Raw genomic sequence first — 21,270 nt, forward strand, 5'->3', positions numbered from 1 at the left:
CAATCAGTCCTTCATTGCGCCGACAAAACTTATCCGGGGTAGCTGACCTTTTAGATAGACCGGATCGCGCTTGCCGCGGACCAATTTGTCCTTGGCGAAACCGGCGTCGATGAACGCCTGATCATAATCCAAACTCTTGAATCCGGCCGAGAACGGCTCGTTCACATTGTTGCCGAACCAGCTCATCAGCAGATTCTCGAACGGATCGGAGGCATAGGACGCGCCACCGTCATGCAGCGTCAGTCCGCCCGGCGCGAGCAGGCGATTCGCTTCCTTGAACAGCGCGCGAATCACCGGCTGCGGGCATTCGTGCGTGACCAGCATCGACACGACGATGTCGAAATGACCGTCGGGAAAGTCGGTCGCGGTGCCGTCCTGTTGGCTGAAGTGGATCGCCTCACCCATCGCCTCGGCCCGGCCGTGCGCATAGCGGACCTGCGGGCCGCCGATGTCGATGCCGTGGACCTCGGCGTCCGGGAACGCCTCCTTCCACGGCAGCGTGGTGAAGCCCGGACCACAGCCCATGTCGAGGATCCGCTTCGGCTTTAGATCGGGATATGTCTCACGCACGAACGCCGCCATCGCGACGCCGAGCCCGTCATTGCGCGCACCCAATCCGCCGAACGAAAAGACATGCACGCCGCGATCATACAGCGCGCCCGCGAACGTATCGTCGGGGCTCAGCTCGGTATGGAAATTGCCCGGCATGACGTGGATGTCGACCGAATCGATATAGCGCGGGATCGGCAGATCGGGATTGGTGCGCAGCGTGCCGAGATCGCCGGGCTTGGGCTTCGCGGCCTCGTCCAGCGTGTCGAGCTGGCGTTCGACGCTCTCCCCGACCGTATCCCACAGCAATTCCTGCGCGGCGCGGCCGATGACGTTCGATCCGCGATAGTAGAAGCTTTGCTCCATCAGCGTCTTGGCTTCACGCACGTCGTCGGGCGTGCGGCCGTGCTTGGCCTCGAACGCGGGGCGCTGACGTTCGTTGTAGACGGTGCGCATCCCCGGAAAGAGATCGACCGTGAACATTTTCCGCAAGCTCGACACGAAGGCGTAGCGCGCGGCTTCGTCATGCGTTTCGGAGGGGAGAAGGGCGTGGCGTTCCTGGAACACGATTGTTCTCCTTCAGGCCAGGGCGGAGAGGCCGACCGCCTCGACCGCCGCGACGATGATATCATGATCGACGTTCGGCATCCCGCCCGAAATCGACGCCGCGCCGATCGTCACGCCGTCCTTCTGCACGACCACCGCGCCGCCCAGCGGCACGAACGCGCCGCCGGTCGCGGCGGTGATCGCGGCGACCCCGCACGGATCGACGAAGGTCTTCTGCAGCGACCACGAACTGCGGTTGAACCCCAGCGCCGAGCGCGCCTTGCCGAGCGCGGTGTCGACGCCGAAATTCCCCTGCGCGTCGTTGCGCATCGCCAGCCGGATGTGCCCGCCCGGATCGGTGACGACCACCGACATGACGGTGACGCCACGGCCGGGCGCGTCGGCGAAGGCGATGCGCGCGATCTCGGCGGCGGTTTCCAGGGTGATGCTCATGCTGTCGCCTTCTTTACCGGGCCGTCGGTGGCCGCCGCGTCGCGTTCTTCGGTGACGACGCGCAGCACGCGCTTCAGCATCGCCTCCCGTTTCGCCTCGCGCGCCGCATGGCGTTCGGGGGTGAGTTCATACGCTTCGATCGCGTCGGTCGTCGCCGTGCCGCCAAGGTCGGCGACCGCTTCATGCGTGTCGATCCGGTCGCGCAGCGCGGAGACTTCGGACATCAGCGCGACCAGCATGATCATCACCTGATCGATGTCGCCGGGCTGGAGATATTCGGGGCGCGACTGACCGCGCGCAAAGCGGCGGCGGGGTTTGCGGATGGGGGCGTCGGTCATGCCGGTTTCCATGTCCGCGCCAAGGGTGCGCCGACAACGACGCCGTTGCCGGTGTCCGCTATCCGGTGTTTCGATAAGCACCTCCCCGGCGCAGGCCGGGGCCCAGGCTGGCCGAAATCTATACAGAGGGCAGGCCTAAAGCCGAGAAGCCGTGGCGACTGGACCCCGGCCTTCGCCGGGGAGGTAGGAATAGCGCTCACCGGAACGTCCGCTTCAGCCACGCAGCCATGTCTTCGATGATCCGTTCCTTGTTCTCGCGAAAGCCGTGGCTGCCGTTCGGATAGCGGACCTGCTCTAGGTTGCCGCGATAGGCGGCGGAGAATTCGCGGACGAAATCCTCGCTCATCAGCGGGTCTTTTGCGCCGGTGATCGACAGCCCCGGCAGGTCGAATTCACGCACCCGCGCGGTATGGACGGTGCGCGCGTCGGGGCCGTTATTGTCCAGGAACGCGCGCGCGCTCATCAGCCCGATCGCCACGTCCATGTCGCGGCCTGCGGCGGTCGCAGCACGCGCGGTCGCGACGTCCTTCTCATACTGACCGGGCGGCGAATGGTCGCGCGCATAGGTGGGGCTGTCACGCGTCGGCGCGATGTAGATCAGGCCCGCCACGCGCTTGTCGTGCGTGCCGGCGACATACGCCGATTCCCAGATACCGCCGTTCGAATGGCCCGCCAGCACCACGCGCCGCGCGCCCAGCGCCGCTGCCTTGTCGACCCATTTACCGATATCCTCGGTCACCTCGGTCAACCGGGAGGACTGGAAGCCCGCGACGCCCGAAATCCGCATGCCCGGCGCGATTGCGACATAGCCCTGCTGCGCCAGCCGCCAGCCGAGCCAGTGAGTCGAGGACTGGATCGTGTCCCCGACCCGCCCCGAGATCAGCATCACCACCGGCCGCGCGGGATCGCCACCGCCCGCGGGCGCATAGCGCACCCCCTGCAGCACGCGCCCGCCGCCGGTCGTCACGTCCAGCACGTCGGTCGTCACCGCAGGCCTGACGCCCAGCCCGTGCGTCGTCAGCCAGTCAGCGATCGCATCGGCGGCGCGCGTTTCCGCACCTGCGAAATTGCCGACGTCCTTCGGGAAACGAACGATATCGACCCTGCCCGCCGTCTTCAGCCGGTCGGAGGTGGATCGATCGCCGCCGCTGATCAGCGCCAGCGTCGGCAGCGACAGCTTTGCCAGCACCGCCACGTTACGCGCCTGCGCCGCCGGGCTCCACAATTGCATGAACGCTTCGGCGGGCTGGACGAACACGCCGTTGCCGACCCACGGATCGGTCGCCGGGGCCGCCCCCTGCCCCGGCTCCAGCGATTTGGGATACAGGCCGCGGCCACTATTCACCGACGCTTCCGCCGCGGAGACACGGGCCGCATAATTGGGGCGATCGAGACCCGCGCGCGGGAAGGCGCGCAGGTTCGTGGTCGGGTTGATCAGCACCACGGCCTTCACCCGGCGTTCCCCGCCGTTGTCGATCAGCACGTCGGGCTGCGTCGCGAGATATTCGGCGGCGACGATCGCCCCGTAATTCTGCCCGGCGAGGACGAAATCCTCGTATCCGCTCATCTCGAGGTAATCGAGGCCCGCCTTCACCGCCCAAACCGTGTCGGCGAAGCGCACGGTGGTGAAATCGTGTTCCAGCTTTCCGTAGAGGCTGAGCACCGTATAGCCCCGCGCCGCCAGCCGTTCGGCGGCGAAGCGGCTGGCCTGCCCCTGCTCCAGCGGATGCGCGCCGGGACCGGTGGTCAGCATGACGATCGCCGGGCCGTGGATGTTCGCGCCGCTCGCCGGTGTGAACAGCACCGCGGGCGTCGTCACGCGGCCGCCGCCGGGGGCCTCGATCACCCGGCCAGGCGGATCGCTCGGCAATTGCAGGACGGTGATCTTGAAATCCGCCAGCGTAGCCGCCGCCGCGACGGACGGCAGGCACAACAGGATCGCGAGCAGGAATCGGATCATCGTCATTCCTCGGGGGCTTGAACCGCAAGACTGTGCGCGCGGACCGGGCGCGCGCGATCCGGGCGCATTGGGGTAACCGGCATTCGGAGGTCCGTGGCCGGTCGCGTTGCCCGGACTGGCGTTCGCGGGTCCGCTACGTCACGAGGAGACGGGCATGGCCAGCACGACGATCGATCCTGCACTTGATGGCGCGGAGCCGAGGCTGAGCCGCGGCGCGATGATCGCGTGGGGTGTCGGGACGCTCGGCCCGGTAACTGTGCTGACCGCGACTAATGCGCTGCTGCTGCGTTTCCTGACCGACAATTACGGCCTGGCCGCGGGGATGGCGGCGACGCTGATCGCGGTGTCGAAATTCTACGACGCCTTCGCCGATGTCGCGATGGGGATCGCCAGCGACCGGACGAAGAGCCGCTGGGGGCGCAGGCGGCCGTATCTGATCGGCGGCGCGGTGCTGCTGGCGATATCGCTGCTGGCGATCTTCGCCGCGCCGTCCTTCGCCGGGGAGACCGCGCGGATCGCATACATGGCGCTGATCCTGATCTTCTACGCCACCGCTTATACCGTGTTCAACGTGCCCTATATGGCGATGCCGGGCGAGATGACGCGCAATTACCATGAGCGCACCGAACTGATGCGCTGGCGGGTATATGGCGTCGGCCTGGCGATCATCATCGCGAGCGCGGCCGGGCCGAAACTGCTCGACTGGTTCGGGGGTGGCGAGGACGCCTATGCCAAGATGGCGCTGGTGTTCGTGCCGATCGTGATCGGCGCAGGCATGATCGCCTTCTTCGGCACCGCGCACGCCCCCTCGACCGAACGCACCGCGATGCATCACGGCATCGGTGAACAAATCCGCTCGGCTGCGGCGAACCGGCCGTTCGTGGTGCTGGTGATCGTGAAGTTCATCACGCTGATGTCGCTCGGCACGCAATCGATCTTCCCGTTCTTCTTCCAGCGCATCCTGGGCGTGTCGAACGGGGTGCTCGGCACGTATTTCCTGTGCCAGTCGGCGATGTTCCTGATTGCGCCGTCACTGTGGCTGTGGTGCTCGAAGCGGATCGGCAAGAAGCGCACGTTCCTGGTCGCGCTGGCGATCAGCCTGCCGGTGTGGCTCAGCTGGATGCTGGCGGCGCAGGGCGAGCCGTTGTGGATGGTCTATCTGCGCGGGGTCGTCATCGGCATCAGCGGCAGCGGCGTCATCCTGATGGGCCAGTCGATGCTGCCCGACACGATGGAATATGATTACCGGCGCACGGGGCTTCGGCGCGAGGGCGTGTTCGCCGCGCTGTACACGACGGTCGAGAAATTCTCCGGCGCGATCGGCGTAGCGCTGGTCGGCGCGTTGCTCGGGGCATACGGCTATGTCCAGTCACGCGGCGGCGCGATCGCGCAACCCGAGAGCGCGTTATGGGCGATCCGCATCGCGATGGCCTACGTCCCCGCCGCGATCACGCTGGCGGGAATGACGGCGCTGGCGTTCTACGACCTGGAGGAGCGCAAGCTGAACGAGACGGTCCGCGCCTGATTAGCGCGCGGGCTTGATCGACAGCGAGACATAGCCGCACGGGCCGATGCGCCCACCGTGTCCGATCTTCGCGTCAGTATCCTCGAACAGCAGCACCGACCCCGGCTTCATCGGGATCGAGACCTTTGCGGTCTTGAACGTGAACGACCCGCCGAGCAGGACGAACATCTCCTTGTACGGCGCGGGGTGCAGCGCCAGGTCGACGTCGGCCGCACCGATCACGATCTGGCCAGCGCGATCACCTTCCTTGGGCAGATCGATGATGCCGAGCTTCTTGCCGGTCTTCAGCAGCGGCACGATCCGCGCGTCGATGCGCAAGGGCGCCACCGCGGAGTCGCCGTCGGGACCGGTGAACACGCGGTAGCCGTCGAGATGCGCGAGGTCGGTGGTGAATATGGTCGTCGGCGGACACGTCTTCGCTTTCGCAGAGACGGCGCCCGGCAGCATCGACGCGAGCAGCGCGGCGGCGATCATCGTGGTTCGGTTCATCATCTTCTCCCAAAAAGAAATGCGGTCGCGCCGGGATCGGCGCGACCGCATCAGGCCGTTCATGAAGGTTGCGCGGCCAATCTCAGAACTTCGCCCCCAGCGTCAGGCCATATTGCCGGCCGACCGGCAGATAGCCGTTCAGGTCGCCCTGAAAATCGCTCAATCGCGCATTGACCGAGACGATTTCCGGCGTGTGGTCGTCGGTCAGGTTGTTCACGTACAGCGACGCCGAATACATTCCGTTATCGACGCCCGCGCGAACGTTCATGATCGTGCGCGGACCATAGTAGCTGATGTTGTTGTTGAAGCCGTACTGCCGGTCCTCATACCGCGCATTGTAGGTCGCGGTCCATTTCCAGTCGCCCTGGATCGGCCCTTCCAGATCGACGCCCGCGTTCAACATCCAGTGCGGCGTGCGCGGCACGCTGAGCCCGCCGAGGCGCAGCACGTTCTTGCTCGTCGTGTTGAGCGGCGGGCCGACCGGATTCAGCGGCGTGCCCGGCGCGGCGACGACGATGCGCGCGGCGCATTGCGGGATCAGGAAGCACGAGGCGTTCGCCGCGCCGAAATCGAACGCGTCGTCGCCGAATTCCGGATCGGCATGGGCGACGCCCACATTCACGCGTACGCCGTCCGCCAGCTTCGCCGCCAGTTCGGCCTCGAAACCGTTGGTCTTCACGCTGCCGAAGTTGGTGATGACCAGGCCCGGATTGTTCGGATCGGCGCTGGGGCCGGAGATCTGAATGCCCTTCGTCTTGATGTGATACAGCGATACGTTGAATTGCAGCCGGTTGTCGAACAGGCTGTTCTTGATGCCGATTTCATAGGTCGTGTTGGTTTCGGGATCATAGCTGCGGTCGAGGATCGAGGTCGAACGCTGGTTGAACCCGCCCGATTTCAGGCCGTCGGCGATGCTGGCATAGACGTTGGTTCCGGGCGTCACCGCATATTTCACGGTCGCGCGGAAATTGTCGTAGCGGAACGTGCGCTCGGCGGGCGTCGTGCCGTTCGGGAACAGATAAGGCGTCGGCGCTGGACCGGTGCAGGTGCCAGCCGCCACCGTCAGCGTACTGGGGCACGCGACGTTGCGGATGATGATCTGGTCCTTCTTCTGATCGGTGTAGCGATATTCGCCCGACACCGTTAACCCGTCGAACACGTCGTAATCGGCCGCGACGAACCCCGACAACTGGCGATCGTGCGACAGCGTCTGCGTGATCCGGGTGGTGCTGAGCGCCGCGCCGTCGCTGTAGCTGTCGCGCGGGAATCCCGGCAGCAACTGCTGCCCCGCCGGAATCGGCGCGCCACCGATGCCGACGATCGTCGTGCCGAACGTCCGGCCCTTGTAATAGAAGCCGCCTAGCTGCCAGCGGAACGGCTGGTCCTGCGCCGACTGGATACGGAGTTCCTGGCTGAAATCCTTGTTGTTGGTGTTCGATCCGAACAGTTCCTGCAGGAACAGGACGCCGGGTCCGGGGGTCAGCAGAAACGGAATGCCGCTGCGCCGCGCGATGAAGTCGGTGTAACGCTGCTGATCGATCTTCGTATAGCCGGTCAACGACGTGATCCTGGCGAAACCGAAATCGTAGCTGACGTTCAAGCTGGCCAGGTTGACCTTGCGATCGTTGCCCGACGCGCCCGCGCCGCCCGGAATGGTCGGCACTTCGACGGGATGCTGATCGGGATCGAACCGCCCGCAGAATTCGGCGAAGCCGGTCCCGCTGACGTCCTGCGCGGTTGGTGGGGTCGTCCGCACGCCGCAGTTCTTGGCGTTGTAGGCGATCGCCGACAGCCCGAACGTATCGACGCCGTAATAGTACGCCGCGCTGACCGAAAATTCCGGCGTCGGCGTGAAATACAGCGACGCCTGCATGTCGCGCTTCTCGAAGCCGCCGGCCTTGTTGCCGTTGACCTCGTCCTGATAACTGCCGTCGAAATGTTCGTACCCGGCGGCGACGCGCACGCCGAGCACGTCCTTGATCAGCGGATAGCTCAGCACCCCGGTGAAGCTGTACTGCCCGTCATTGCCGACGAAACCGGTCGCGCTGGCGTGCGGTTCGGTGATCGAGGGGCGCTTCGATACGTAGTTGATCGCACCCGCGAACGCGTTGCGGCCATAAAGCGCGCTGACCGGCCCCTTCACGACCTCGACCCGCTCGATATCGATCAGCCCGACGTTGATCGCGGTGTTGTTCGAAATGTAGATGCCGTCCAGGAACACCGAGACGTTGGGGTCGCCGCCGCCGCCGTTCAGGTTGGTCTGACCGCGGATGATCGGGTTGACGCCGAATTCCGAGCCGCCGCTGGTGATCGACAGGCCCGGCGTCAGATACGAGATGTCGCGCAGGTTGCGGACGTTCGCATTGGACAGCGCCTGGCTGTTGAACGCGGTGATCGACAGCGGCACGTCCTGTAATCGCTCTTCGCGGTTGCGCGCGGTTACGACGATATCGCCGGCCCCGGTCGATGGCGGCGTGTCGGCGGCAGGCGCTGGCTCCGTCGTCTGCGTCGTCTGCGCGCCGGGGGCGGTCGCAGGCGCGTCCTGCGCCGCCGCCAGTCCCGGTGCGGCGAGTGCGAGCATCGCGACCCCCGACAGCAAGGCCTTCTGACCAAAGTTCGGTGAAATCGAGATCGAGCGCATGGAATTCCCCTCTTGGGATGCAATGTGCATCCAGTCCCGTTCGCGCCGATCGGTTGCGTTCTTCTGGGTTCCGCTTTCCGGCTCGGTCTGACCGCCGACGAGAACGGTGCGCGCACGCTGCACCCGCGAACAGACCCAGTTTGTCCCGCACCGATGACCGAATGTCATATCGCGGTAACGAACCGCACCAGTTGCTCCACGAAGCCCGACGCGGCGTCTATCGCGACTGCATTCGGGGCTAGTGCACGAAGGCGGTCGTCCTGCGCCGAGAGCGGCGTTGCGGGATCGCGCACCAGCAACAATGGCGTCGGCAACGCCGTCAGCGCCGCCGCGGCGTCATGATCCAGCGCAGCGTGGATCGGATGCGCATAGCTTTGCCGCGCGCGCATCACGTCCATCGTCCAGCGATGCAGCGGTCGCGCGGAGAAGTCCGCCTCGACGCGTCGCAGCGCTGGCAGCCGCCGGTCGTACCACGGCCAGTATACCTGCGAATCGCGCAACATCAGCCAAGTGCGATACCAATGTGCCCCATCGGCCTCGATCTCAATCGGCGGCGCGTAATGCGCGCGAAGCGATGCGCGCTCGTCCGCGTCTGGTAACGCAAGCGCCTGCAGAATCGCCGCGGTCGCGCGGCCGGTATGCGCGAGCGCCAGCGCCACCGACGATCCGAAGCCGATGCCATAGACTGCCGCGCGATCGATCCCGAGCGTGTCGAGCACGCCCGCCGCCGCATCGGCCAGCGTGGCAACGCTCGGCGGTTCGGCGAACGCATCCGATTCCCCGCTGCCCGGCAGATCGGGGGCGACCACGAAGAACCGTTCGGCCAGCTGTGCGATCAGCGGTTCGGCTTGTTCCGACGATCCCGGTGCGTCGTGGATCAGCAGCAGCGGGGGCGCGGAACGATCGCCTGCGTAACGGACATGGATCTGTCCCGTCAGGCCATCCATGAACTGCCGCGCGATGCCGCCCGATGATCCGATCGCGTCGCGGTCCACCGGGGGCAGACCGTCCGCGCCGTACCGCGCGAACGCTTCGGCGGCGACCTTGCGCTTGCGCTCAAACGATGTGCCGATCGGCGCGATCGCCTGGCCGTCCTTCAGCGGCGGAAAGCGGTCGAGGTGGGGGTACAGCATGTCGGTTTCGGTCGCGGTGAACACCGCGGGCACCGTCAGTTCGGCGATCGCGGCGATGGCGCGCGCGCCGTAGAAGCTGGCGGCGCGGTAGGCCGGGGCATAATGTTCCGCGGCCTCGAAGAACATCTGCACCCACAGATGCGTGCTGTGCGGCGGGCCGAGATCATAGGGGTTGAGCTGTTCGGGCGTGCGATTGGTCCACGGAAACCAGATCGACTGGTCGCGAAACCGGGTCCACGCCTCGGCATAATGCCCGCCCAAGGGCGACGGCGGCATCTTTTGGAAATAGGTGCCGAAGAAGCGCTCGCACTCCGCGTCGGTAAAGGCGGGCACGCCGTCCAGCACTAGCCCGGTCGTCCGTTCAGGATGGCGCACGCCGAATTCCAGCGCGATCGCTGCCCCGGTATGCGTCCCGAACACCGGGCAGCGCGGCATATCGATCGCCGACAGCGTCCCGGCCAGCGCATCGGCCAGGTCGGCCACCACCATCTCGGTCATCGGCAGCGGATCGGACAGGCCGAAGCCCGGCGTGTCGAACGCGAAGACGGTGTGATCGCGCGACAGCCGGTCGATCTCCTTCATCAACAGCCGCGCATTGGCGGGCGATGAATGGATCAGCACCGCGGGCGGGCCGTCCCCGGCGCGGAAGTAATGCACGCGGCGATTTCCGACCTGCAGGAAGCGGCGCTTCAAGGCAGGTGCGCCCGCCACGCTCATGCGTGCGACCGGAAAAGCGATTGGTGCGACATGAGTGAACTCCGGGAACTAGCAATCGGCTGATGCTTGGTGGCGCTCCCGATAAGGGCAATTCGTCGCCGCACGGCCACCCGCTTATCGGGTAACTTCGTCAGGATCGATCCGCACGCCGCCACGCCTTTTAATCAAGTCAGGTCGCGAAGCGTTGCGTCCGTGCCGTCAGGATTTCATGCCTTCGCCACGCCGAGAAACGGGGGAAGTCATGCCGGACACGGCCATCGATACCGAAAACCACGCCCGCATCTGCCGCATCACCTGCGGCTGGAAAAAGCCCGATCTGCCGCTCGACGCGGTGCGGCGCTATTGGCGCGACGTGCACAGCCCAGCGATCGCACGGCGGCCGGGGATCTGGGAATATCGCCACTATCAGTTCGATGCGGTGCATCCGATCTTCGATTTGGGCGAGGTCGATCAGACGTGCCCGGCGGACGAACAGCTCATGTGGCTGTCCGACGTGCGCTATGCCGACGGCGCGGCGCTGGCGACCTTCGCCGCCGAACCGGGCGATCAGGTGCGCGGCGAATTGCTCGGCGACATCGACCTGATCGTCGACCAGAGCACGACCTACAAAGCCGTCGACGAGATGGCGCATACCCTAGTCGATCGCAGCGCGCTGATCCCGCCGCAGGGCCGGCCGTCCGCGCCCGCGTTCGGGCTTTTCCTGCGCAGCCGCACCCCCGAAGCCGAGTTCCGCGTCTTCGTGCGCAATCTGGCGCGGCGCTGGACCGACGCGCCGGGCGTGCTGCGGCTACGCTACAGCCTGCTAGAGGCACCCGACGTCGCCGCCGAACGCGCCGCGGGCTATCCGATCAAGACGCATCCGCCCGAACGGCAATATCAGGCGTGGATCGATCTCGCACTGGCCAACGAGGATGTGGCGAAGGCGCTGCCGACCGCGGGCCTCGCCGATCATGTCCGCGCGCTGCACGCCTATCCGGTGGCGGCGAATTACACCTCAAACTATGCGGGCAAACCGACCTTCGTCGGCCTGCGCGGCTTTCCCGCGTGGGACGCGCTGACCGCGATCGGCGGCTACAATCAGGCGCAACCCGCGATCCTCGGCTGGATGTATGGTCCGGTCGCTGACGGCGTGACGCTGGAGCCGGTCGCGCGATGACCGTATCCGAAACGTTGGCCCGGTTCCTGACGACCGCGACCGCGCCCGAAGGCGTACTGCACGAAGCGAAACGCTTGCTGCTCAATCAGTTGAAGGCGTCGGTGGGGGCGAAGGAGCATCCTGCGGTTCGTCTCCTACACGACTGGGCGACCGAGCATGGCGGGACAGGGGCGAGCGTGCATTGGTACGGAACGCCGACGACTCCGCAGGCCGCGGCGATGGTCAACGGCGCGCTGTACGAGGTGCTCGATTTCCACGACACCTACATTCCGTGCTTCATGCACGCGGTGTCCGCGGTGCTGCCCGCGGTTCTGGCGCTGGCCGAGGCGCGCGGGGCGAGCGGGCGTGACTTGCTCATCGCGCTGGCGCTGGGAGTCGAAGCCGAACTGGCGGTGGCGACGATCCTGATGCCGACCGGTTATTGCCGCGGTGGCGTGCCCGCGGGGCTGACCGGCGGGGTCGGTGCAGCCGCAGCGTGCTGCGTGCTGGCGGGCCTGGACGAAGCGCGCACGACGCACGCGCTGGGCATCGCGATGTGCACCGCCTTCGGGCTGTATGCGTCGGTCGGCAGCATGACGCTCAGCTATATCACCGGCGCGACCGCGCGGAGCGGGCTGTCGGCGTTCGAGCTGGCCGAACGTGGCTTCACCGCGCCCGCCACCGCGTTCGAGGGCGACCGGGGCATGTTCCAGGCGCTGTGCGATGAAGACGCTGCGAAAATCGCACCGGCGCTCGCCACGCTCGGCCATGAATGGCGGCTGTTCGGGCAGACCTACAAGGTTGTGCCGACCGAGACGATCACCCACGGCCCGGTCGAATGCGTGCTGGCCGTCCGCCCACGCGCCGCGGGCCGCACGGTCGATCGGATGACGTTCAAGGTGAACCCGCTGGTCCAATCGATCGCCGACGAACGCCGCGACCGTTTCGGCGCGCCCTCTAGTGAAAGCGAGGCGACGTTCGACCTGCGACATTGCGCCGCCGCGGCGTGGCTACGCGGCCGCTTCACCACTGCGGAAACGACGGCGGATTGCTATACCGATCCGGCAGTGCTGGCCTTGCGCGACCGGATCGACCTGATCGCCGACGATGCACGCGCGACGTTCGAGGGGTGTTCGCTGGAAGTCGCCTTCACTGATGGCTCGACCGAGGCGCGCAACGTCGATCATTTCCTCGGCACGCCCGGCGCGCGCGTTCCCGACGCGACGCTCGGCCAGCTGTTCCGCGATTATGCCGGGGCGCTTCCGCCAGGCCGCGCCGACGCGATCATCGACACCGTCTGGGCGCTCGACACGGTGCCCGGCATCCGCACGCTGACACACCTGTTGAGGATCGACGCATGACCTTGGTGACCCTGCCCGGCGGCGAGGCGATCTGGTACAAGGTGACCGGAGATGGTCCGCCGTTGCTCCACATCCACGGCTCCGCGTTCGGGCATCGCAATTTCGGGCATTTGACGCCGCTGAGCGCGCAGGACTTTGCGGTGATCGACTTCGATCTGCCCGGCTACGGCGACAGCCGCGGCGACTCGCGGCCCGGCGGCATGGCGGGAATCGCCGAACTGGTGTTCGAACTGATCGAGGCGCTGCCGTATGAGAAGGTCAGCATCCACGGCACGTCGTTTGGTGCGATGGTCGCGTTGACGCTGGCGGCGCATCATCCCGAGGTGGTCGACCGGCTGGTGCTGAGCTGCTTTCTCGCACGCTACGACAATGCCGCGCGGATGATGCGCGCGACGTGGAAACGGTGCGCGCGCGAGCAGGGCATGGTCGCGGTCGCCGACCTCACGTCGGTCGCGGGGTTTGCGCGCGGCTTCTACGATCGGCCGGATGCGGAGGCGGTACTAGAATCGATCCGCGACGCGAACAGCAAAACCTTGCCCGAGGCGTTCATCGCGGGCACGGAGACGATCGAGAAGACCGACCTCTCGCCGCTGCTGCCCAAGATCACGATGCCCGTCCTGCTGCTGGCGGGCGCGGAGGACAATATGACCGCGTTCGACACCGCGCCGTCGGGCTTCGGGATGCGCCGGATCGCCGAAGCGCTGCCGCAGGCCGAACTGCACGTCATTCCGGAAAGCGGGCATTATCTGGTGATCGAACAGCCCGAAATCGCGGCGGAAAAGATCGCGGCGTTCTTCAGGAAATAGGCGGGAACACCGGGCCGCCCATCGCGCGTTCCCATTCGGCGGCGACCGCGAGCAGCCGCCCCTCCTCGCCCATCCGGCAAGCGAACTGTACCGACAGCGGCAGGCCGTCCGCGGACAGCCCGGCCATCATCGCGAGCGCGGGGTGACCGCTGACGTTGAACGGGGTGCGCGCCTGCAACATGTAGCTGCGCGCGATCTCGGCCGGGTCGTCGATCCGGCACGCGGGCTCCATGCTGCTGGCGGTCAGCAGGATGTCGACGGTCTCGAATGCGACATCGACCGCGGCGGTCAGCACGCCCTGCTGGCGATAGACGGCGATCAGCGTTTCGGCCGAGATGAACGCGCCGGGCAGTAGGGCCGTTCGGGTCAGTTTCGACAGGGCCTCTGGTTGCCCGCGAAGGCGGTCGGCGTGCGCGGCGAAGCCTTCGCTTTGCAGGATGATGCGATTGACCAAGGCGAAGTCGCCGAGCGGGGGCAGTTCGATGTCCTGCGCGCCGAGTTCGGCCGCGACCCGATCGAGCGCGGTGGAAACGTCCGGCGTCGCCGCCAGGTCGCGCGTATGGAAGTGGCGAACGTAGCCGATCCGGCCCGGCGCGGTCGGGCGCACTTCGATGCCGAGCGCCGCCGCTGCGATCCCCATGTCCTCGACGCTGCGGGTCAGCAAGCCGATGTGATCGAGCGTCCAGGCGAGCGGCACGACGCCCTCCACGGACAGCATCCCCCGCCCCGGCTTCAGCCCGACGATTCCGCATGCGCTGGCCGGATTGCGCACCGATCCCGCGGTGTCGGTGCCGATCGCCAGCGGCGCCAGCCCCGCCGCCACCGCCGCACCTGCGCCGGACGAGGAACCGCCGGGGTGATGATCCATATTCCACGGATTGCGCGCAGGCGGGAACGGCAGGTCGAACGCGGGGCCGCCGATCGCGAATTCATGCGTCGCGAGCTTGCCGAGGATGATCGCGCCGCCCGCGCGCAGCGTCGCCACGACTGCCGCGTCGGCTTGCATGGGGGCATCGCTGGTGGTGCGCGAATGGCACCGTGTTGGCAGACCCGCCACGTCGATCACGTCCTTGACGCCGACCGGTATGCCGTCGAGCGGGCCGAGCGGCCGATGCGCGCGCCACCGTTCGGCGGACGCCTGCGCCGCGGCGCGCGCGCCGTCGTGGTCGATCGCGACGAAGCTGTTCAACTGGCTGTCGATCGCATCGATTCGCGCGAGGAGTGCGTCGAGCAGGGTTGGTGGGTCGAGCGATCCGTCGGCGTATGCGCTTGCGATCTGAGCGATTGAGTATTGATGCAATGGGACGCCAGCCCCCCCACCACTACCCCGGCGAAGGCCGGGGCCCAGTTGCGGGCTGCTCGTAACTGGGTTCCGGCTTTCGCCGGGGTAGTGCCTAGACAATGCAACGATCCCGGCCGCCTGTTCTTCCGCCAGCCGCGCCGCGACCTCGACCTCCGGCGGGAAATGGGCCAGCGCCCGGTCCAACCCCTGCCTCAGCGCAGCACCAGCGATGTCGTCGTCGTTCATGGCCCCCTCGTCGACCACACCCGACAATCGATCAAGCAGCTATGCCGCCTTCGCATCAAGCGTTGCGTGCGCCATGCATGGCGGCGCGCCCATGTTGAGGATAGTGCCGACCCGATGAGCCATGATTTCGAAGACATCCGCGAATCCGTGCGCCGGTTGTGCGCGGATTTCCCCGGTTCCTACTGGCAGGCCAAGGACCGCGACCGCGCCTATCCTGGCGAATTCGTCGCGGCGTTGACTGAGGCCGGGTTCCTGTCAGTGTTGATCCCGGAGGAATATGGCGGGTCGGGCCTTGGCCTGCGCGCCGCGACCGCGATCCTGGAGGAAGTCCACCGATCGGGTTGCAACGGCGGCGCGTGCCATGCGCAAATGTATGTGATGGGCACGCTGCTGAAACACGGATCGGCGGCGCAGAAGGCGATGTATCTGCCGAAGGTCGCGACCGGCGAACTCCGCCTGCAGGCGTTCGGCGTGACCGAACCGACCAGCGGCACCGACACCACGCGCATCCGCACCTTCGCGCGCCGGGACGGCGACGATTATGTCGTATCGGGACAGAAGATCTGGATCAGCCGCGCCGAACATTCCGACCTGATGGTGCTGCTGGTCCGCACCACTGCGCGGGAGGACGCCGCACGCCCCGCCGACGGGATGAGCGTGCTGCTGGTCGATATGCGCGAGGCGATCGGCAACGGGCTGACGATCCGCCCGATCCGCACGATGCTGAACCACGCGACGACCGAATTGTTCTTCGACGATCTGCGTGTGCCCGCCGCGAACCTGATCGGCGAGGAGGGCAAGGGGTTCCGCTACATCCTGGATGGGATGAATGCCGAACGCATCCTGATCGCGTCGGAATGTATCGGCGACGGGCGTTTCTTCATCGACCGCGCCAGCGCCTACGCCAGCGAGCGATCGGTGTTCGGCCGCGCGATCGGCGAGAATCAGGGCGTGCAATTCCCGATCGCGCGCGCGCACGTGCAATTGTCGGCCGCATCGCTGATGGTCGATAAGGCCGCGGCGATGTTCGACGTGGGCGAGCCCTGCGGCACCGAGGCTAACATGGCGAAGATGCTGGCATCCGAAGCGTCGTGGTACGCGGCCGACATGTGCGTCCAGACACACGGCGGGTTCGGCTTTGCGGAAGAGTACGACATCGAACGCAAGTTCCGCGAGACGCGGCTGTACCGGGTCGCGCCGATCAGCACGAACCTGATCCTCAGCCATGTAGCGACCCACGCGCTGAAGCTTCCGAAGTCATTCTGATGGCTTCAGCCCGGTCATTCCCGCGAACGCGGGAACCCGTCTCCCGCGGTTCCGCTGAGCGAAACGGGCAGGTGATGGACCCCCGCTTTCGCGGGGGCGACGGGTTGTGGTGAATAAAGGCCCTCTCGACGGCATTCTCGTCGTCGCGCTCGAACAGGCGGTCGCCGCGCCGCTCTGCACGTTGCGGCTGGCCGAGGCGGGTGCGCGCGTCATCAAGATCGAGCGCGCCGAGGGCGATTTCGCGCGCGGCTACGATTCGGTCGTGCATGGGGAGAGCGCGTATTTCGTGTGGCTCAACCGCGGCAAGGAGAGCCTGGTGCTCGACATCAAGCGTCCTGAGGACGCGGCGCTGCTGGCGTGGTTGATCGCCCAGGCCGATGTGTTCGTCCAGAACCTTGCCCCCGGCGCGACCGCGCGCGCGGGGCTGGGATCGAGCGACCTTCGCGCGCGCCACCCGCGCCTGATCACGGTCGATATCTCGGGCTATGGCGAGGACGGCCCGGCGGCGGCGATGAAGGCGTATGATTTCCTGATCCAATGCGAGACGGGGCTCGCGTCGATCACCGGGGGCGTGAACGAAGCGGGCCGGGTCGGCGTGTCGGTGGCGGACATCGCGTGCGGGATGAACGCGCACGCCGCGGTGCTGCAGGCGCTCTACGCGCGCGAAGCGACCGGCGAAGGCGCGGGGATTGCGGTGTCGCTGTTCGATTCGATCGCCGACTGGATGGCGGTCCCGCTGCTGCATCACGATTATGCCGGACGCGCCCCGGCGCGCGCCGGGCTGCATCACGCAACGATCGCGCCCTATGGCGCATATGTTTGCGGCGACGGGCGGCAGGTGGTGCTGTCGATCCAGAACGAGCGCGAATGGCGCGCGTTCTGCGCGGGCGTGCTGGGCGACGCCGCGATCGCGCGCGACCCGCGGTTTGCCGACAACAGCGCGCGCTGCGTCAACCGGCCCACGCTGGATGCGGTGATCGATGCGGTGTTCGGAACGCTCGATTCGACTGCGGTGATCGCGCGGCTGGCAGCGAGCGGCACGGCTTACGCGTCGCTCAACGAGGTCGCCGATCTCTCAGCCCACCCGCAATTGCGCCGGGTCGAGGCCGGGTCGCCGACCGGTCCGGTGGCGCTGCCCGCGTCGCCCGTCCGCTGGGCGGGAAGCGAAGCGGCTACGCCGACCGTCCCCGCGATCGGGGCCGACAGCGCCGCGATCCGCGCCGAGTTCGCGTTGCCCGAATAGCGGGGGGCCGCGGCGCACCGCTTGGTCCCGTCGCTTACTCACGCGCTAGTGGGGATATGTCGACCAGCGCCACCGCAGCACCGCCCGTCACGGGCGACATCTCCAGCGATCTGATCGCGTTGCTTGGTCCGGGCCGGGTCGAAACCGACCTGGACAAACGGACTTTCTTTTCCACCGACATGAGCAGGCGTGGCCCCGCCGCCGCCGCGGTGATCCGCCCCGACGACGCCGGACAGGTCGCCGCCGCCGTAAAGCTGTGCACCACGCGCGGCGTCGTGGTGATCCCGCGCGGCGGCGGTTTCTCCTACACCGGCGGCTATGTGCCGACGCAGGACGACAGTGTGATCGTCGACCTGCGCGGACTCGACCGGATCGTCGAGATCAACGCCGACGACATGTACGTCGTCGTCGAAACCGGTGTCACGTGGCGGGAATTGTATGAGGCGCTGAAGGAAAAGGGCCTGCGCACGCCTTATTTCGGGCCGATGTCGGGGTACCACGCGACGGTCGGCGGCGCGGTGAGCCAGGGATCGTTCTTCCTCGGGTCGTCGCAATATGGCCCGGTCGCGGATTCGGTGCTGGCGATCGAGGTCGCGCTGGCCGACGGCACGTTGCTGCGCACCGGATCGTGGGGCGGCGCGGGTGACGCGTCGCCGTTCTTCCGCAGCTACGGCCCCGACCTGACCGGGCTGTTCCTCGGCGATACCGGCGCGTTCGGGTTCAAGACCAAGGCGGTGCTGAAGCTGATCCCGTTTCCCGCGCATCAGGGTTTCGCGAGCTTCGCCTTCACCGACGAAGCGACCGCCGCAGCCGCGGTTTCGGCGATCGCGCGCACCGGCATCGCGGCCGAATGCTACCTCTGGGATCCGTATTTCGTGAAGGTCATGGCGAGCGCCACGACGGGCCTGGCCGAAGATCTGAAGTTCCTCGCCGGGGTGCTGCGCGGGGGCGGATCGAAGACGCGCGGGTTGTTCAATGCGGCAAAGGTCGCGGTGGCGGGCAAGAGCGTGTTCGACGGCGACGTCTTCATGCTGAACCTGACCGTCGACGACGCCACGCGCACCGGGGCCGATGCGCGCATCGCGCTGCTGAAGCAGATCGCGGCGGACGGCGGCGGGCGCGAGATGCCCGCGTCCGCGCCGATGGCGATGCGCGGCACACCGTTCACCGATTTCAACACCCCCGAACGCCGCCGCCCGTTGCGCAACCTGCCGACACACGGCCTGGTCCCGCATTCGCACCTGCCCGCGCTCAGCCGCGAGGTGCGCGCGTTGCTCGACGATCGCCGCCCGGCGATGCAGGCGCTGGGGGTGGAGGTCGGGGTGATCTATTTCGGCGTCGGCGTGCAGGCGGCCTGTCTGGAACCGGTATTCTATTGGGACGACGATCAGCATTTCCATCACGATCGGGTCGCCGAACGCACCGATTTGACCGGGCTGGGCGACAGCACCACGCCCGATGCGACCACGCTGGTGATGGATATCCGCAAGGAACTGGTCGAAATCTTCACGCGCCACGGCAGCGCGCACGTCCAGATCGGCAAATCCTATCCGTGGCTCGCCACTCGCAGCGAACCCGTCGCGCAGATGATTGCCGCGATGAAGACGACGCTCGATCCGAACGCGCGGGTCAACCCCGGTTCGCTGGGGCTTTCCACACCCGGATAGCGGTCGTCGATCCGATCTTGCGCGTAACGCAATAGGAATATGGCATTCTTGCGTAATCATCATGTCACGCGACATGGATCGGAGGATGCGATGGAAATCCAGCAGCTGCGCCATCTGATCGCCGCGGTCGAACACCGCAATCTGCTGAAGGCGGCGGACAAATCCTATATCTCGCAATCGGGCCTGAGCCGCAGTCTGAAAAGCCTGGAGCACCGGCTCGGCGTGCCGCTGTTGACGCGTGGTCCCAAGGGCGTCGAGCCGACGGTCTACGGCCTGACCGTGATCCGCCGCGCGAAGGTGATCCTGAACGAAGTCCAGCGATCGATCGAGGAGGTGCGCGCGATCGAACATGGCCGGATCGGCGAAACCACGTTCGGCATCACGCAGAATTACGCCAACTACATGATGCCCGAACTGCTCGCGTCGCTGCACGCCGAACGCCCCGGCCTACACGTCACCGTCGTCGCCGACGGGTTCCTGGAACTGGTCAAGAAGGTAAAGGCCGAGGAGATCGACTTCGCCTTCGGCCTGATCGGACGCATCCACCACAGCGACGGGCTGACGATCGAGCCGCTGATGGAGAACCGGTCGCGCGTCGTCGCGGGAAGCCATCATCCGCTGGCGGGGAAGCGCGACATCAGCATCGCCGATCTGGCGGGCGCTGAATGGGCGATGCTGTCGAGCGAGAGCGTCCAGCGCGGCTTCGGGCTGTTCTTCGAGACGCGCGGGCTGCCGGTCGCGCCGCAGATGTTGAAGAGCAATTCAATCGCCATGATTCGTCACGTCGTCTGCGAATCCGACGCGCTGACCATCCTGCCGCAGGAAGTGGTCCAGCCCGAGATCGACGCGGGCGCACTGGTCGCGCTCGATTGCGAGACGCCGGTCGAACGCACGCGGATCGGGCTGATCTTCCGCGACGGCGGGCTGATCACGCCGCAGGCCGAGGTGGTGGTGAAGCGCATCCGCGCGGTGCTGGCCGAACGCGCGCCGGTCGAAGAATTATTGGAGGAAGCAGCGCTGCAATGAACGCCTCCAACATCTACCGCCGCACGCTGACCTCGCTCGGGCCGGAACCGACCGCCTGGTGGTATCTCGGCACGACGACCTTCGTCACCGATGGCCATCCCGAAATCGTCGTCAACCACGTCGAGACCGTGATGCTCTATCGGGCCGAACCGCTGGAGGGTGAACCAGATAAAGGGGGGGCGTTCCGGGTGCCGTGGTGGGAGATCGGGCTGTTCCGCGACGCAATCACCGGCGAGGTCGCGAGCGAGTGGACCAACCCGCTCACCGGCGCGACCGTCGCGGCGGCGCGCACGTTCGAGGAAGGTCCGTCGGGCTATACGATCCGGCCCGATGGAAACGGCGTGATCCTGACCGATGCGATGCAGGCGTTCGCGCGGCTCGACAAGGCGAGCGTGACCATCGCGGAAGGCGCAGGGCGCGTCAGCGTGACGCAGGTCGAGGAAAAGGTCCGCTCGTTCCCCGGCCGCGACGGTATCCCCGACTTGGATCAGGGCCAAGGCACACGGTCACGCACCGTCCTGCAATGGTTCGCCGATGCCAAGGATCTCGCGGGGGATGCGCCGAGCGTGCCCGCGACCGGCCTCTACAGCTTCGAGATCGGCGCGCCGCCGTGGCTTGGCATGGACGGGCGCGCGGGTGTCTTTTCGGTCAAGGGCCTGATGCACAAGGCGCCGCTAGAGACCCCGCTCAACCCGCGCGGCTGGGCCGATCTGAAACGGCTGTTCCCGCACTATTTCGACGGCGACGTTATTCTGCCGCGGTGGAGCTAGAGCATCACGCGGGAATATGGACCTTCATTGCGAGGAGCGTAGCGACGAAGCAACCCAGGAGGCGCGCGGAACCCTGGATTGCTTCGCTGCGCTCGCAACGACGGTCCGGCAGGTTTA

17 protein-coding genes are annotated in these 21,270 nt (G+C 66.7%); 9 read left to right on the plus strand and 8 right to left on the minus strand.

The window, feature by feature from the left end; all coding sequences use genetic code 11:
* Positions 1 to 3: 3 nt before the first annotated feature.
* The 4 genes from M0208_RS08165 to M0208_RS08180 all read right to left on the minus strand — a co-directional run bounded on the left by M0208_RS08165 (position 4) and on the right by M0208_RS08180 (position 3,846).
* Positions 4 to 1,116 carry a class I SAM-dependent methyltransferase gene (locus tag M0208_RS08165; RefSeq protein ID WP_258891215.1) on the minus strand — a complete coding sequence of 371 codons (1,113 nt, stop codon included), beginning with the start codon at positions 1,114 to 1,116 and terminating at the stop codon, positions 4 to 6.
* Positions 1,117 to 1,128: 12 nt separating this feature from the next.
* The gene (locus M0208_RS08170) at positions 1,129 to 1,548 is read right to left on the minus strand and encodes a heme-binding protein (protein ID WP_258891216.1); all 420 of its coding nucleotides are present in this window, start codon (positions 1,546 to 1,548) and stop codon (positions 1,129 to 1,131) included.
* Complete coding sequence (locus M0208_RS08175) at positions 1,545 to 1,886, minus strand: hypothetical protein (RefSeq protein ID WP_258891217.1); 342 nt, start codon at positions 1,884 to 1,886, stop codon at positions 1,545 to 1,547. The genes M0208_RS08170 and M0208_RS08175 overlap by 4 nt, the downstream gene beginning before the upstream one ends.
* Positions 1,887 to 2,082: 196 nt before the next feature.
* Complete coding sequence (locus tag M0208_RS08180) at positions 2,083 to 3,846, minus strand: alpha/beta hydrolase (protein WP_258891218.1); 1,764 nt, start codon at positions 3,844 to 3,846, stop codon at positions 2,083 to 2,085.
* Positions 3,847 to 4,000: 154 nt separating this feature from the next.
* Here M0208_RS08180 and M0208_RS08185 point away from each other — a divergent pair, with 154 nt between their 5' ends.
* On the plus strand, positions 4,001 to 5,371 hold the full coding sequence (locus tag M0208_RS08185; RefSeq protein ID WP_258891219.1) for an MFS transporter: 1,371 nt from the start codon (positions 4,001 to 4,003) through the stop codon (positions 5,369 to 5,371).
* On the opposite strand, the gene M0208_RS08190 is transcribed toward M0208_RS08185, so the two are convergent.
* The 3 genes from M0208_RS08190 to M0208_RS08200 all read right to left on the minus strand — a co-directional run bounded on the left by M0208_RS08190 (position 5,372) and on the right by M0208_RS08200 (position 10,351).
* Positions 5,372 to 5,860, minus strand: a complete 489-nt coding sequence (locus M0208_RS08190) for a hypothetical protein (RefSeq protein WP_258891220.1) — start codon at positions 5,858 to 5,860, stop codon at positions 5,372 to 5,374. It abuts the gene before it with no gap.
* 82 nt (positions 5,861 to 5,942) lie between these two features.
* On the minus strand, positions 5,943 to 8,501 hold the full coding sequence (locus tag M0208_RS08195) for a TonB-dependent receptor (protein ID WP_258891221.1): 2,559 nt from the start codon (positions 8,499 to 8,501) through the stop codon (positions 5,943 to 5,945).
* A 164-nt stretch (positions 8,502 to 8,665) separates the two neighbouring features.
* Positions 8,666 to 10,351 carry an alpha/beta fold hydrolase gene (locus M0208_RS08200; protein WP_258891222.1) on the minus strand — a complete coding sequence of 562 codons (1,686 nt, stop codon included), beginning with the start codon at positions 10,349 to 10,351 and terminating at the stop codon, positions 8,666 to 8,668.
* Between the two features lie 241 nt (positions 10,352 to 10,592).
* Between M0208_RS08200 and M0208_RS08205 the strand changes: the two genes are divergently transcribed.
* From M0208_RS08205 to M0208_RS08215, 3 genes are read left to right on the plus strand one after another with little or no spacing between them, the layout of a single operon-like run.
* Positions 10,593 to 11,507, plus strand: coding sequence for a hypothetical protein (locus M0208_RS08205; RefSeq protein WP_258891223.1), 915 nt, complete (start codon positions 10,593 to 10,595; stop codon positions 11,505 to 11,507).
* Positions 11,504 to 12,847 carry an MmgE/PrpD family protein gene (locus tag M0208_RS08210; RefSeq protein WP_258891224.1) on the plus strand — a complete coding sequence of 448 codons (1,344 nt, stop codon included), beginning with the start codon at positions 11,504 to 11,506 and terminating at the stop codon, positions 12,845 to 12,847. Before M0208_RS08205 ends, M0208_RS08210 begins: the two co-directional genes overlap by 4 nt.
* Positions 12,844 to 13,653, plus strand: coding sequence for an alpha/beta fold hydrolase (locus M0208_RS08215; protein WP_258891225.1), 810 nt, complete (start codon positions 12,844 to 12,846; stop codon positions 13,651 to 13,653). The genes M0208_RS08210 and M0208_RS08215 overlap by 4 nt, the downstream gene beginning before the upstream one ends.
* Here the strand turns inward: M0208_RS08215 and M0208_RS08220 are convergent.
* Positions 13,643 to 15,181 carry an amidase gene (locus tag M0208_RS08220; RefSeq protein WP_258891226.1) on the minus strand — a complete coding sequence of 513 codons (1,539 nt, stop codon included), beginning with the start codon at positions 15,179 to 15,181 and terminating at the stop codon, positions 13,643 to 13,645. The two genes, M0208_RS08215 and M0208_RS08220, sit on opposite strands and share 11 nt — an antisense overlap.
* A 114-nt stretch (positions 15,182 to 15,295) precedes the next feature.
* On the opposite strand from M0208_RS08220, the gene M0208_RS08225 reads away from it, so the two are divergent.
* The 5 genes from M0208_RS08225 (at position 15,296) to M0208_RS08245 (ending at position 21,153) form a co-directional block, all read left to right on the plus strand.
* Positions 15,296 to 16,447: an acyl-CoA dehydrogenase family protein gene (locus M0208_RS08225; RefSeq protein ID WP_258891227.1), complete on the plus strand. Its 1,152-nt coding sequence runs from the start codon at positions 15,296 to 15,298 to the stop codon at positions 16,445 to 16,447.
* 109 nt (positions 16,448 to 16,556) lie between these two features.
* Complete coding sequence (locus M0208_RS08230; protein WP_258891228.1) at positions 16,557 to 17,690, plus strand: CaiB/BaiF CoA-transferase family protein; 1,134 nt, start codon at positions 16,557 to 16,559, stop codon at positions 17,688 to 17,690.
* 56 nt (positions 17,691 to 17,746) lie between these two features.
* Entirely contained in the window at positions 17,747 to 19,357 is a 1,611-nt protein-coding gene (locus M0208_RS08235; protein WP_258891229.1) for an FAD-binding oxidoreductase, read from the plus strand.
* 48 nt (positions 19,358 to 19,405) lie between these two features.
* Positions 19,406 to 20,383, plus strand: a complete 978-nt coding sequence (locus M0208_RS08240; protein WP_258891230.1) for a LysR family transcriptional regulator — start codon at positions 19,406 to 19,408, stop codon at positions 20,381 to 20,383.
* Entirely contained in the window at positions 20,380 to 21,153 is a 774-nt protein-coding gene (locus M0208_RS08245) for a hypothetical protein (protein ID WP_258891231.1), read from the plus strand. The genes M0208_RS08240 and M0208_RS08245 overlap by 4 nt, the downstream gene beginning before the upstream one ends.
* The last annotated feature ends 117 nt before the right edge of the window (positions 21,154 to 21,270 follow it).

The organism is Sphingomonas sp. SUN019 (assembly GCF_024758705.1).
Lineage (GTDB): Bacteria > Pseudomonadota > Alphaproteobacteria > Sphingomonadales > Sphingomonadaceae > Sphingomonas.

What these genes read in the sequence shown, in the direction of transcription:
- M0208_RS08235 (WP_258891229.1), top strand. Translation starts at nt 17,747, where the DNA reads ATGTCGACCAGCGCCACCGCAGCACCGCCCGTCACGGGCGACATCTCC.
- M0208_RS08200 (WP_258891222.1), bottom strand. Translation starts at nt 10,351, where the DNA reads ATGAGCGTGGCGGGCGCACCTGCCTTGAAGCGCCGCTTCCTGCAGGTC.
- M0208_RS08180 (WP_258891218.1), bottom strand. Translation starts at nt 3,846, where the DNA reads ATGATCCGATTCCTGCTCGCGATCCTGTTGTGCCTGCCGTCCGTCGCG.
- M0208_RS08220 (WP_258891226.1), bottom strand. Translation starts at nt 15,181, where the DNA reads ATGAACGACGACGACATCGCTGGTGCTGCGCTGAGGCAGGGGTTGGAC.
- M0208_RS08205 (WP_258891223.1), top strand. Translation starts at nt 10,593, where the DNA reads ATGCCGGACACGGCCATCGATACCGAAAACCACGCCCGCATCTGCCGC.
- M0208_RS08225 (WP_258891227.1), top strand. Translation starts at nt 15,296, where the DNA reads ATGAGCCATGATTTCGAAGACATCCGCGAATCCGTGCGCCGGTTGTGC.
- M0208_RS08185 (WP_258891219.1), top strand. Translation starts at nt 4,001, where the DNA reads ATGGCCAGCACGACGATCGATCCTGCACTTGATGGCGCGGAGCCGAGG.
- M0208_RS08210 (WP_258891224.1), top strand. Translation starts at nt 11,504, where the DNA reads ATGACCGTATCCGAAACGTTGGCCCGGTTCCTGACGACCGCGACCGCG.
- M0208_RS08245 (WP_258891231.1), top strand. Translation starts at nt 20,380, where the DNA reads ATGAACGCCTCCAACATCTACCGCCGCACGCTGACCTCGCTCGGGCCG.
- M0208_RS08175 (WP_258891217.1), bottom strand. Translation starts at nt 1,886, where the DNA reads ATGACCGACGCCCCCATCCGCAAACCCCGCCGCCGCTTTGCGCGCGGT.
- M0208_RS08170 (WP_258891216.1), bottom strand. Translation starts at nt 1,548, where the DNA reads ATGAGCATCACCCTGGAAACCGCCGCCGAGATCGCGCGCATCGCCTTC.
- M0208_RS08195 (WP_258891221.1), bottom strand. Translation starts at nt 8,501, where the DNA reads ATGCGCTCGATCTCGATTTCACCGAACTTTGGTCAGAAGGCCTTGCTG.
- M0208_RS08215 (WP_258891225.1), top strand. Translation starts at nt 12,844, where the DNA reads ATGACCTTGGTGACCCTGCCCGGCGGCGAGGCGATCTGGTACAAGGTG.
- M0208_RS08190 (WP_258891220.1), bottom strand. Translation starts at nt 5,860, where the DNA reads ATGAACCGAACCACGATGATCGCCGCCGCGCTGCTCGCGTCGATGCTG.